This is a genomic window from Burkholderia sp. WSM2230, from assembly GCF_000472445.1.
In the GTDB taxonomy this organism is placed as follows: domain Bacteria; phylum Pseudomonadota; class Gammaproteobacteria; order Burkholderiales; family Burkholderiaceae; genus Paraburkholderia.
The window spans coordinates 1,069,551-1,081,859 of record NZ_AXAJ01000001.1; the positions used below are offsets into that span (position 1 = coordinate 1,069,551).

Genomic DNA, 12,309 nt, shown 5'->3' on the forward strand with positions numbered 1-12,309 from the left:
GAGTATCGCGGAACTCCGGACGCGCGTCAGACGCGCAAATGTTCGTAGATCGATTCGGCTGCTGCTGCGTCCTTCGCGTTGCCTTCATCGACGATTTCGCCTTGCTTGAGTACCGCGTAACGGTCGGCGACCTTCAGCGCGAACGGCACGTTCTGTTCGATCAGGAGGAGCGTGGTGCCATGCCGGCTGCGCTCCCACAGCAGCGCCTCGGCCAGCCGGTCGATCACCGACGGTTGCAAGCCCTCGGTGATCTCGTCGAGAAGAATGATCGAAGGGCGCATCATCAGCGCGCGCGCCACCAGCAGCATCTTCTGCTCGCCGCCCGACAGCGTGCCAGCATACTGACGCAGACGGCTTCCAAACACGGGAAAGATCGGCTCGATCCCGGCAAAGCGCTCGTCGAACACGGAGACGTTCGCAAGCCCGAGCCGCAGGTTGTCGCGAATGCTGAGGTCCTGAAACAGCGCATGTTCCTGCGGCGCATAAGCAATGCCGGCCCGCGCGATGCGATGCGGCGGCAGGCGCGTCATGTCCTGCCCATGCACGTGAATCGCGCCGCTTTGCTTGGGCAGATAGCCCATGATGGTTTTCAGCAGCGTGGTCTTGCCCATGCCGTTCTTGCCGAGCAACGCGACGGCCTCGCCATTCGCGACGCTGAACGACAGCTTGCGAAGCACGACCGACGCCTTGTATCCGCTTGTCACATCCTTCAGGTTCAACGCGATCTGGCTCTGGCTCACGAGGCCTCCCGTTGTGTTGCCGCGCCGGCGGCCGCGTCGCCTTGCGCGGTGCCGGCGTAAATCGTCCTGACGAGTTCGGAGTTGACCACCTCGTCGAAATCGCCTTGCATCACGATGCGCCCCTGATGCAGCACCACGATGCGCGTCGCGATGCCGGCGACGAAGTCGAGGTCGTGCTCGACAAGCAGACAACACAGCTTATACCGGTGAGCGAGCGCGGCAAGCACATTGCCGATCTGCGTGCGCTCGGTCCTGGTGAGACCTGCGGTCGGCTCGTCGAGCAGCACGATGCGCGGTTCGAGCGCGAGCACCATCGCGAGTTCGAGCGCCTGCTGTTCGCCGTGCGAAAGGTCTTTGGCCACGGCGCCGAGCTTGCGCTCGAGGTTCGTCGCACGAACTACTTCGAGCGCATATGGCGGCAAGGCGAGGGTGCCCGAGCGCCGGACCAACGACGGCCGTTCGATCAGGGTACCCGCAATGCGCAGACATTGCGCCACCGTGAGCGTTTCGAAGATGTTGGCGTTCTGGAACTTGCGCCCGAGTCCAAAGCGCACGCAACGGTCGGGCGGCAATTGCCGGATGTCGTTGCCGCACAGCATGACCGTGCCGGCCGAGCGCTCGGCGCCATCGCTCATGCAGCGCATCAGCGTCGTCTTGCCCGCGCCGTTGGGACCGATGAGGCCGACCAGTTCGCCCGCCTGCGCATCCAGGTCGATACCTTGCAGGACCTTGAGGCTGCCGAAATGACGCGCGACGCCGCTCATGCGCAACGCAGGGGCTGACGCATCCGGCTCGTGCCCGTCGTGCACCGGCCGCTCGACGAGCTCCGGTTCGCGGGCCTCGCCCGCGAGATGGCGCAGCGGCGTGAGCAGCAGCGGCACGAGACCTTGCGGCAACAGCACGATGACGGCGACGAACGCGCCACCGAGTATCAGTTGCCACGCGAACGGCATGATGCCGCTCAGATACGACGTACCGACGTTGATCAGCAGCGCGCCGATCACCGGGCCCCACAATGTGCCGCGTCCGCCGAGCGCGACCCAGATGATGAGTTGCGTGCCCAGCACGAAGCCTGTCAGCTCCGGCGCGACCACGCCGCTGAACGAGCCATACCCGAAGCCGGCGAGGCCGGCCACTGCAGCGGTTGCGACGAGCAGCACGATCTTCACGAGCGACGTGTTGATGCCGAGGTACAGGCAGCGCGATTCGTTGTCGCGAATCGCCGCGAGCACGCGGCCGCCGTCGCTGCGCACGAAAATCCACGCGAGCCCCACGACGACCGCGAGCGCCGCGCCTGCGATCCAGTACCACGCTTCGAGCGAAAGATCGAAAGTCTGATAGCCGGTCAGCCCGGAGCTCGAGCCTGTCCATTCTCCGCCGGAGAGCAGCAGTTGGCTCAGCACGATCGGCAGCACGAGCGACATGACGGTGGCAAAGAACGGCGAAGCGCCGCGATAGAACGACAGCCAGCCGAGCAGGGCGGCGACGCCCGCTGTCACGGCGAGCGTGGCCGCGAGCGCGAGCAGCACGTACGCCGTCGAAAAGCCGCCGTGCGTGAACACGAGTCCGGCTGCATAGGCGCCGAGTCCGAAGAACGCCGATTGGCCGAACGTCAGATAGCCGGTGTAGCCCCAGAGAATATCGACCGTCACCGCGACAATCGAGAAGAAGAACGCCTGGATCAGCACGTTCAGCAGGTACGAGCCGAACAGGAATGGACCGGCCGCGATCAGCAGAATGCCGAGCACGCCGATTGCCGCAACACCGCGCAACGGCTTTTGCCGACTGCCTTGCCGCTTGCCGGCGGGCGACGGCTCGCGCCCGGCATGACCCAGCGACGCGTTGACTTTAGCCATGAGAGAACCCCTGCGGACGAACACGCAATGTGAGCGCGGCAAGCACCGCGATGGTCAGCCCGCCGAGCACCGGGCTCACGAACGTGCTGACCAGCACCTGGCACGCACCGAACACGAAGCAGGTGACGAGCAGGCTCAGCATCGAATGGCCGGACACCATCACCAGCATGAATGCGCTCACGAGCCATGGCAGACCCATGTCAGGGTCGACGCTCGATAACGGTGTGATCAACACGCCGGCAAGCGAACCGAAGGCCGCGCCGAGACTGAAGGTGATGAAGCGGATACGTCCCGAATGAATGCCGAGACCGCGGGCGAGGTCTTCATTCATGATGACCGCACGCGTTTTCACGCCGAAGCGGGTGCCCGTCAACAGCGCAGTCATGGCCGCGCAGATGCCGAGCGCAACCGGAATCAGCAGCAGGCGATAAGCGGAATAGTCTGTGCCCGCAATCGAAACCACGCCCTTGAGCGGCGTTTCGACGAACTGCACCTCGCGGCCGAACGTCATCACGATGAATTGCCCGATCACGATGCCGAGGCCCCACGTGGCGAGAATCGCGTCGAGCGGCCGCTTGTACAGAGGCCGCACGATGATCCACTCGACGAGCATGCCGACCACTGTGCCGACCACGACGGCAAGCGGCAGGCCGAGCCACGGGTTGAGCTTCAACTGCGTGACGACGAAGCTCGCGTATGCGCCCATTGTCAGCAACGCGCCGTGCGCGAAGTTGACGATCTTCATGACGCCGAAAATCACCATCAGGCCGGCGGTGACGATGAACAGCACGGCCGTGGTGGTCAGAATGTCTAATGCGAGAACCATGGTTGTCTCCATTCGTATCCGCCAGAACGCGGGGCGTCGCGCGGCATTGCGCGGCGGCGCTGCGCTTAGGCGGATGCCGTATTGCCGGTAGCGCCTACTTGATGTTCGGGCACTGCGCGCCCGGATCGACGTCCGGGAAAGTCTGCAGGATCTTCACCGAGCCGTCCGGCTGGATCTGCCCGAGACGCATCGCAAGCGGCGTATGCCGGCTCTTGACCATTTCGATCTGACCGCGCGGTCCATTGAACGATACCTGATCGAGCGCCTTGATGACCTTGGCGGAATCCGTGGAGCCCGCTTTCTCCACTGCGGCCTTGTAGAGGAAAAACGCCTCGTACTGCGGCTCGGAAAGCTCGTTCGGCGTCTTCACGTCCTTGCCGAAGCGCTTGTCCATCGCGGCGAGAAACTTCTTGTTGGCCGAGGTATCAATACTCGTTAGATAGGAGCCCGACATATAGATGCCGGTCGCGACGTCGCCCATGCTCTTCGCCGTGCCTTCGTCGATAGCGAGATTGCCGTACGGCAGTGTCAGGCCCGAACCCTTCAACTGCTTCGCGAGTGCGACGTTGGGCGCGCCGCCCGCCGTCGCGCTGATCAGCGCATCGGGATGCGCGGCGCGGATCTTCGAGAGAATCGGCGTCCAGTCCGTGCCGTCGGTCGGCAGATATTCTTCGCCCACCACCTTGCCGCCGTGCGCCTCGATGTATTTGCGCGTGAACTGCAGCATCCCGCGGCCGAAAGCGTAGTCGTTGCCGACCAGATAGAAGGTCTTCGCGCCCTTCGCCTTCGCGAAGTAGTCGACCACCGGCGCAACCTGCTGTTCCGGCACCCAGCCGTTCACGTACATCCACGGATTGCACGAGCGTCCTTCATAGAACGACGTGTAGATAAACGGCTTCTTGCCGCGCGCGACGATCGGCAGCGCCGCATTGCGCGCGGCGCTCGTCTCCATCGAGATGATCGCGTCGACGTTCTTCTGGAACACGAGCGTGTCGTAGGCCTTCTGCGCGCCGACTGCGCCGGATGCGTCGTCGGTGATTTCCAGCTGGACAGGCCGGCCGAGAATGCCGCCCGACGCGTTGATTTCATCGACGGCGAGTTGCGACGCCTGCACCACCGCGGGCGCGACCACGCTGTTCGCGCCGGACAGCCCGACCGCTACGCCGATCCGGATGGGGTCAGCGGCAAACACGCTCGCGCAGGTCCCGGCGCCGGCGATTGCCGCGACGGCGGCAACCAGAAAGAGTTTGGTGATTGGTCTCATGATGTCCTTCGCAGTGGTTGTGAGTAGGGTGAGGTTCCACGAACACGGCAGCGCTCAGGTCTGGAAAGAAGGCCAGCGCGCGCCCAGCATCGGGTCGTACACATCCGCGCGGCGATCGCGCAGCACGTGATTGAATGCGTTGAGCGTGCGCCCGGCGCGAGTCCGCTTTACATCAATGGTCGCGTACAGCACTTCTTCGCGGTCGATGCTCGCGGGACCCGCCAACGGCCAGCCGTCCCCGCCCACGATCAGGCTCTGCCCGATGAACAGTTGCCCGCGCTCGGTGCCGATGCGGTTCGCGCACGCGATCGCCATGCCGTTGCTGTGCGCGGCCGCCATCGTCAGGGTGGCGGCCATCGCGGAGCGGTCGTCGGGCTGCGAGGGCATCGGCACCCAGTTGGTCGGCACGCAGACAATGTCCGCGCCCTGCATGGCCGCGAGCCGGTAGGTCTCGGGAAACCAGCCGTCGTAGCAGATTGCAATTGCAATGCGCCCAAGCGGGGTGCCGAACACGGGCACGCCGCGGTCGCCCGGTTCGAAGAAACGGTTTTCGTTATTCCACAGATGCAGCTTGCGATAGATGCCGATGTGGCCGGAAGGGCCGGTGAAAAGCGCCGAGTTATACAGGCGCTTACCGGCACGTTCGGCAATGCCCGTGACGATATGAATGCCGAGACGCTGCGCCGCGTCGGCGAAGAGCGCGGCGCTCTCGCCATCGGGCAGTCCTTCGGCCAGCGAGAAAGCCTCGTCGCGGTCCGCGAACACGTAACCGGTCGTCGCCAGCTCGGGCAGCACGACAAGCGACGCGCCTTGGCTCGCGGCGGTTTCCACATGCCGGATCAGGCGCGCCACGTTGGCGCGTTTGGCGCCGATGTGCGGCTCCATCTGCACGCACGCGATGACGGGTTCCTCCAAGCCGGGCTTTGCCAGGTCGTAGTGCGACATTGCTGTTTTCGTCTCCCAAAACAAAAAGCCCCCTGACCAGCGTTGAAAACGCAAGTTAGGGGGCTGCATAGCCTTCCATGTAGCACGGCAACGTTGCCGTGTGCCGCCACAAACATGCATGGCGACAGACTGGAATCGAATTTATGAAATCAAATTTCCCATGTCAAGCAATAAGGCCGCTTATAGGGAAAGCACTTGTTTTGCGGCGAGCCGTGCGCCTTCACAGCAACTCCTGGTAGTACGGCGAATTCGGCGGCAGTTTGCCGCCCTGACGGCGCACGAACTGCTGCACGCCGTGCGTTGCCGATGCCAGCGCGCCACTCGCGAAGCCGCCCTCGAACGTCAGCTCCTCGCCGATCGCGATTGCGCCGTCGCTCATCCGCAATAGCGCCGCGTACAGCGTGCGCGTGTTGTCGAGCTGGTCGGGCCCGTCCATCTTGAACGCGCCCCACTGGTGACGCTCGAGACCCCAGTGCGTGTACGCAATGCCGTCGCGGCTCTGCTCGACGACGTCGGCGAGATTCGCGAGTTTCTGATGAGCCGGATTGTCCGGATCGCGCGAGGCAACGTCGCGAAGCGTCCGGATATACATGTCCATCTGCTCGCGGCCCGTCATGCCGGCGACCTTCGTCGAATTGTCGCCGAGCGTATAGCTCGGGTAGACCACGGCGCCGCCGTCGCCGGCCGGCACCACATACGACTGCTGGAACAGTTCGTCAGCCTGAACATTGCCCGGCAGTTCGCGATCTTCCATCAGGTCCGCGGCGATCTTGACAGCCATCTTGGTGGCGCCCACCACACGTGCGTCCTTGATGGCGGCGGCGAAGTCTTCCGGCAGGAGCGGCTCCGAACCCGCTTGCGGACCGGTCAGTCCAAGACGTACGGCCTCGCGCGGACCGCCGGCAAAAAATAGTTCGTCGTACTGTTCTGTTTTTGTTTCGTTGTTCGTCTTGTCGAGCCACGTGACGTGATACTTGCCGTCCACTTTCTTGATGCTCGTGACTTCGGCGTTCAGTTGAATCGCGTTCTGCTCGGCAAGCGATACGGCGCCTTCGGGCAGATCGTCGCTGTCCTCGATCATCTTGTGCAGCGGCGCATCCGCGCCGTCGACGAGCGCGACGTGATCCTCGAGACGCTCGTCCACGAGGAAGCGGAATTCCTCCAGAAAGCCCGTGCTGAAGTAGCCAGAATAGCCGCCCACGCCGATGCCGGTCGCGCCGAACGTGCGCCATTCGTCCTTGTTCCAGGTAATGCCCTTTTCGTTCAACAGTGCCTTCAGGCCGGACTGGAATGTGTGGCTGTCGAACTTCTGCTTTGCATCGTCGCAAAGCTCGCGAAAACGCGCGGTATCGCCCGCGTCGCGCGCCTCGCGGATCGGCGCGAGCAGCGGCTCGGTCATCGAGCGCATCACGTCTTCGGCGACCTTGCGCATCGTTGCGTTCTCGGGCGGCTCGCCCGGCTGCGCTTCATAAACCTTGCCGCCGATAATGTACGAAGTCGGCACCGAGCTCGAGTTCGGAAACGGCACATGCTCGAGCCCATAGTGGTCGGCAATGCTCCAGTAGAAGTTGCCGCGCGTCGTGTGAAAACGCATGCCGCCTGGATGATAGGGCGTCGGGTCGCCTTCCCAGCGCCCAGAGGCAATCCGTCCGCCGATGTGGTCCGCCTGCTCGAGTACGTTCGGCTTCACGCCGATGCGGTTCAGCGCGTCCGCCGCCATGATGCCGGCCGGGCCCGCGCCGACCACGCACACCTTGATGTTCTCCGCCACGCCTTCCGGTAAGGTGCCGACCTGGCGGTTGTTGTCCCACCAGAAGCCGGTGTAGTCGTACATGTGATCGAGCGGCATGGTCATGCGCAGATCGGTAAAGCGGTCCTTCAGCAGTGCTTTGAGCTCTGCGTCGTCGCCGGCGGCCTTCATTGGCATGGCCAGATTCTGACGGGCCTCCGGCGTGCACGAATTGAGCAGTTGTGCGGCGCGCTCGGGTTTCATGAAGACCGCTGTATGTTCGAGCCAGTCGCGCACCGGCGTGCGCGGCAGATCGTGTGCAGCCTGACGTGTCGTGTCGCCGAGAAGTTCGGACTGCTCGGCACCGAGAGTGTTGAGCACGTCGCCTTGCTCGGCCTCGCAGAGCGCGTGCCATTGCAGCGTCGTTTCGAGGTGCAGCTGCTCGCGCTGCGGTCCCGCTTCCATGCTGGCGAGCCGGGTCAGATTCCTGTTCACTGCGGGGCCGAGCTTGTTGCGATCGCGCGGCCAGTCGCCCACCGGCTCCTTGAAATAGCGGCCGACCGATTGCGGAGTCAGCGGCGGCAGTGCGCGTCCGACTGTCGACAACGTGTTGTCGCGAGCGAGCGCGCCCGAACCGCTCGCCTTCAGATGCTCGCCCATGAACGCCTTGCCTGATGGCCACTGGGTGCGCGAGGCTGGCGCGCCTGCCTCGGGCGTCGCTGCGGGCAGCGCCTGGCGCTGGCGCGCCGCGGGTGCCGTCTCTCCCGATCGTTCCGCGCCCCGCGCTCGGGCAGGCGGCAGCCCGGGTGCAAGCGGCTGCGGCGTGGCCGCCGGTCTGGCCGGCTCGGAGGGCATTCCGCCGGGCGGCGGCAGATGCGGGTCGCTACCAGATGAAGAGGAGCCAGGTTCGATATGAGGCATGTTGTATTCCCTGTTGAGTTGTCTCGACGTCATGACGGCGTGAATCGACTGGCTTCACAGCATGTGTGAGCGCAGGCCGCTGGCGGCGCATGACGGATGAAGGGCGCGCGGCAAGCAATGCATGACGTGCCCGGGGCGGACATCGCCGGCCAGCGGATGCGGCGGCCGATGAGCGGCCGACCCACGCCAGCGGTGAGTCCGGCCGCATGCAGCGGCGACGGCAGCGTTGCTGCGTGAACGTTGATACCGCTAGGAAAGTTACTATCGTGGGCGCCGTGCGCCGGCAAGGAAGCGAATCGCGTGACGGAGAAACGAACAGGGAAGGGTGAGTTGTCAGCGTTTCGTGACGTGGAGATGCGAACGCATCACCGTGCATTCATCGCACGTGGAACTACGAGCGTGCGGGCGACTTCGTGAACCGCATCTTCTTCAGAGCGTTTGCCTGCGATCACCCATAGCCCGTTGAGCTGCGCCGGCAAGCGGCGCGCGTCGCCCGAAAAGACCGCCACGTTGAGAGCGGAGCCATGTTGAGCGCCGTGCATCGCGCGGTTTGCACCCACGCAGTTCCAGCAGAACGAACCGAGTGCCGACGCGGACGAGCGTACGAGGTGGATCACGACGTCGACTCCATCGCTATCGGGATCGTGCATGATCTCCCACGCGAGCCGGCCCCCGAGCGTCGGCAGGTTTTCGCCCCAGCGTAGCACTTCAGGTTTGTCGAAACCCCATAAACGCAGACCGATTCGAAGCGGCAACGCGTTGGTGAATGCCGGCTTGCTACGATAAAGAGCCTCAGCGCCCGTGGCATGAAAAAATGAGCGGCGCGTTGTTGCGTGGATCATGGTCGGAATCGCGAAGTCGATGACGGCGGACGCTGCCGCGCAAGATGCAACAAGCGGCGTAGCCGGCGATGCGTAAAGGAAATGGAAACGAAGGCGCTGTGCCCGCTCAGGAAAGATTGCTCAGCGGAGCGCCCTTGCTCATCCGATAGTCGGACGGCGTGGTCGCCAGGTACTTTCTGAATAGTTTGGCCAACTGACCGCCGCTGCCAATCCCACAGCGCCGCGCAATCTTGTCGACCGGCAAGCGCGATTCGACCAGCATCCTGCAGCTCATGTTCAAGCGTGCGCGAAGCAGGTAGTCGGAAGGTGTCATGCCGATCTCGCTTTTGAAGCGCCGCAGAAAGTTGCGCTCGCTCATTGCGGCGACCTGTGCGGCGGCGTCGATCGAAACAGGACGATCGACGTTCGCTTCGAGCCAGCGCACCGAGGCCATGATCTTTTCACTGACCTGGTGCGACGCGCCACGCGTCATCGCACTGCTGAACGGTGTCCTGTGCTCTGGCGCGATAGACTCCGCAATCTGCCTCGCCAGGTCGGAGCCCAGATGTTCCTCGACCAGACGTAATGCCGTGCTGACGGCTGTCGGCGCTTCCGTTAGCGGCCGCCTGGAATAGGGCTCCTGTGCGTCCTGCTGGCCGTACATGAGAGGGCAATAGCGGCTCGGCAAGCCGGTCGCCTCGAGAAGCTGCCGGCCCTCCGCAATGGGATGAACAATTTCGCTGAAAGGATGCCGGCGCCGCAGCCAGTTGCTGAGGCGCTCGTCGCGACAGGCCTGTTGAATGCCGGCGCCGCCCGCAATAAACAGCAAATGGCGGTCATTGGTGCCCCTGTGCGTTTCGACGCTCTCCGTCCAGACGAATACCGACGAAGAACTCGCAATCCGGCCGCCTGACGCCGATAGCAATGAGATGTCGTACACGCGGCCGTTGCGGTGCGAAGCGGTTAGCGCATTGGCTTTGTGAAAGACTTCGATGATTGCTGCTACTTTCGGCAATGCGAAACCATTGAACAATGCGATATCGACATGTGCTACCTCGGTCTTTTGCGTCGAATCGATACTTTGCGGTGTGCAGCGCGGTAGAGTTTCTATCAGCTCCATCTTTTTCCCCGGAATATATTGGCCTGCAAAGCCTTCTGGCTCTGTCTTTTGTTGTTGTGAACCAATCCTATACGATCGACTTGCAGTTCATTATTACATGGCTGAATCGGCCAACAAATTGGCTGTTCGCGACATCAGACCCATATGAAACATGCATGCTAACGGCGCATTTATCCCATCGACCTCCTTACATCGGCAATAAAAGACCGATCGATTATTTCGCGCGTCTTTTTGCGAAAGCAAGGCTTGTCTATATAGCACTGTTTGTGGTCATCCGCATCACATCTGGATATAAGGCCGGTAAGTTACTGAAAATTACAACATATTCAGGTGTGGGTTTGTGCGTCTTCAGCCGCGAGAAAAAATCACGGGCCGCTTTTTGCGGACGCGCACGTAGCGTTGCACATCAATAATGCGCACGGTCGGGCGCAATCGCTGGAAGGCCTTCCCGACTGGGCCGCCGGCGGCCCTTACCACGTCTGAAGGGAACAGGGTTTTTCGCAAACGATTGCGCGCGAGGCTAAATAAGTGGAGAGGCCGGTCGTTAACGCGGGTATGCACAAACAATACATTCAGGCAATCGTGGATGCGGCCTGCGAGACGGCCGATACCATCGTCGGCGCACGCGAGTGGGATACTCCCGAGGATGCCACCGCTATGCACGAACTTATTTTCTGGGATATGATCGCCCGGAAGTTGCCGCATTTGAGCGTTGCAGAGCTATTGGCGACGCTCGATTCAAGCACTCGCAGCCGCGTCTCGCGTGCGGATTAGTCCGTTCTTCTCATCGGATCGGTTGTGGTGCCGTGGGAATGTGGCTAAATTGAAACGGTGAGGTCTGGCAGAAGTTCGTTATTCGTCAAGTGGATTCGATTGCGCCGTCTGCTTTTCATTTCTATATATATTCTTATATTCTTCGCGGGCATAACCGGCATCCATTGAGAATGCGGCGAATAACATAGCCAATTGACATGGCAGGAAGAAAACTAACTCGCTGTCGTGAGGACTTTGTTAGCCTTTTTGCTGCATCATCCGGTATTCAGTCGGGGTGGTCGAAAGATGCTTGCGGAACAGTTTGGCGAGGCGTCCACCACTGCCGATACCGCAGCGGCGCGCTATCTTGTCGACGGGCAGGCTCGTGTTCGCAAGCAGCTTGCAGCTCATTTCGAGTCGCACCTGAAGAAGATAGTCCGAAGGCGTAACGCCCATCTCGCTCTTGAACCGCCGCAGGAAATTCCTTTCGCTCATCGCGGCGATCTGCGCTACGGCTTCAATGGAAACGGGACGCGTGCCGTTGGCTTCGAGCCATCGCGCGGAGGCCTGAATCTGTTCGCTGACATGGGGCGTCGGTGTCGCGCGAATGTTCGCATCTGTCGCGAGCTTCTGCCGCGGTGCGACCCACTCTGCCACCTGGCGTGCGATCTCGGCGCCGATGTCCGCTTCTACGATGCGCAAGGCGACTTGCAGCGGGCTCAGCGAATGATCTATCGCGCGTGAAGCGGCTCTAGCATGCGTGTCGTGTTGCCTGCCGGTTCGCTCGCTTCTGGTGGCTGTGACGCCCGCGGCGTCGAGCAGCAACTTTCCTTCGGCGATGGCGTGAACGAGCGTGCTGGCGGGAAACACGCGTCGAAGCCACACGATCAGACGGTCGTCGCGAAAGGCTGTCGTCGCGCCAATACCGCCGGCAATGAAGAGCGCGTGAAAGTTGTCGGTCCGCCGCAGAGAAGCTACGCCATCGGTCCAGATAAACACCGACGACGAACTCGCTATACGCCCACCCGATGCCGACAGAAGCGAGACTTCGTAATGCGGGCGCCCGGATTGCTCGGGGTCGCCTAACGCATTGGCCGACTGGAATACTTCGATGATGGACGCAACGTCCGGAAGCGCGAACCCATTGAAGAGTGCAACGCCAATGTGCCTTGCGCTGCCCTCATGTGTCGAAGAGTGTGTCTCAAGTGCGTTCTCGTTAGCTTGATCGCTGCGAGGCCCCATTGTCGTACGTTCCCGGAGATGTTTGACTTTTGTTGTTCTTTCGAAGCTGTCTTCAATCGCTCGAACGTATGCTACCGAGACTTTTTATGGCG

10 protein-coding genes are annotated in these 12,309 nt (G+C 62.3%); 1 reads left to right on the forward strand and 9 read right to left on the reverse strand.

Annotated elements, in window-relative coordinates:
- Positions 1-26: 26 nt before the first annotated feature.
- The 8 genes from A3AC_RS0104870 to A3AC_RS0104905 all read right to left on the reverse strand — a co-directional run bounded on the left by A3AC_RS0104870 (position 27) and on the right by A3AC_RS0104905 (position 10,222).
- Positions 27-740: a branched-chain amino acid ABC transporter ATP-binding protein gene (locus tag A3AC_RS0104870; RefSeq protein ID WP_025597688.1), complete on the reverse strand. Its 714-nt coding sequence runs from the start codon at positions 738-740 to the stop codon at positions 27-29.
- Positions 737-2,596, reverse strand: coding sequence for an ABC transporter permease subunit (locus A3AC_RS0104875; RefSeq protein ID WP_025597689.1), 1,860 nt, complete (start codon positions 2,594-2,596; stop codon positions 737-739). The genes A3AC_RS0104870 and A3AC_RS0104875 overlap by 4 nt, the downstream gene beginning before the upstream one ends.
- Positions 2,589-3,422 carry a branched-chain amino acid ABC transporter permease gene (locus A3AC_RS0104880; RefSeq protein ID WP_025597690.1) on the reverse strand — a complete coding sequence of 278 codons (834 nt, stop codon included), beginning with the start codon at positions 3,420-3,422 and terminating at the stop codon, positions 2,589-2,591. Before A3AC_RS0104880 ends, A3AC_RS0104875 begins: the two co-directional genes overlap by 8 nt.
- Before the next feature lie 94 nt (positions 3,423-3,516).
- Positions 3,517-4,686: a substrate-binding protein gene (locus A3AC_RS0104885; RefSeq protein WP_025597691.1), complete on the reverse strand. Its 1,170-nt coding sequence runs from the start codon at positions 4,684-4,686 to the stop codon at positions 3,517-3,519.
- Between the two features lie 54 nt (positions 4,687-4,740).
- Positions 4,741-5,631 carry a nitrilase family protein gene (locus A3AC_RS0104890; RefSeq protein ID WP_025597692.1) on the reverse strand — a complete coding sequence of 297 codons (891 nt, stop codon included), beginning with the start codon at positions 5,629-5,631 and terminating at the stop codon, positions 4,741-4,743.
- Between the two features lie 220 nt (positions 5,632-5,851).
- Positions 5,852-8,281: a flavin monoamine oxidase family protein gene (locus tag A3AC_RS0104895; RefSeq protein WP_025597693.1), complete on the reverse strand. Its 2,430-nt coding sequence runs from the start codon at positions 8,279-8,281 to the stop codon at positions 5,852-5,854.
- A 365-nt stretch (positions 8,282-8,646) separates the two neighbouring features.
- The gene (locus A3AC_RS0104900) at positions 8,647-9,123 is read right to left on the reverse strand and encodes a hypothetical protein (protein ID WP_025597694.1); all 477 of its coding nucleotides are present in this window, start codon (positions 9,121-9,123) and stop codon (positions 8,647-8,649) included.
- 106 nt (positions 9,124-9,229) lie between these two features.
- The gene (locus A3AC_RS0104905; protein ID WP_025597695.1) at positions 9,230-10,222 is read right to left on the reverse strand and encodes a GlxA family transcriptional regulator; all 993 of its coding nucleotides are present in this window, start codon (positions 10,220-10,222) and stop codon (positions 9,230-9,232) included.
- 555 nt (positions 10,223-10,777) lie between these two features.
- On the opposite strand from A3AC_RS0104905, the gene A3AC_RS0104910 reads away from it, so the two are divergent.
- The gene (locus A3AC_RS0104910; RefSeq protein ID WP_025597696.1) at positions 10,778-10,996 is read left to right on the forward strand and encodes a hypothetical protein; all 219 of its coding nucleotides are present in this window, start codon (positions 10,778-10,780) and stop codon (positions 10,994-10,996) included.
- Positions 10,997-11,233: 237 nt separating this feature from the next.
- Here the strand turns inward: A3AC_RS0104910 and A3AC_RS0104915 are convergent, their stop codons facing one another.
- The gene (locus A3AC_RS0104915; RefSeq protein WP_025597697.1) at positions 11,234-12,217 is read right to left on the reverse strand and encodes a GlxA family transcriptional regulator; all 984 of its coding nucleotides are present in this window, start codon (positions 12,215-12,217) and stop codon (positions 11,234-11,236) included.
- Positions 12,218-12,309 lie beyond the last annotated feature (92 nt).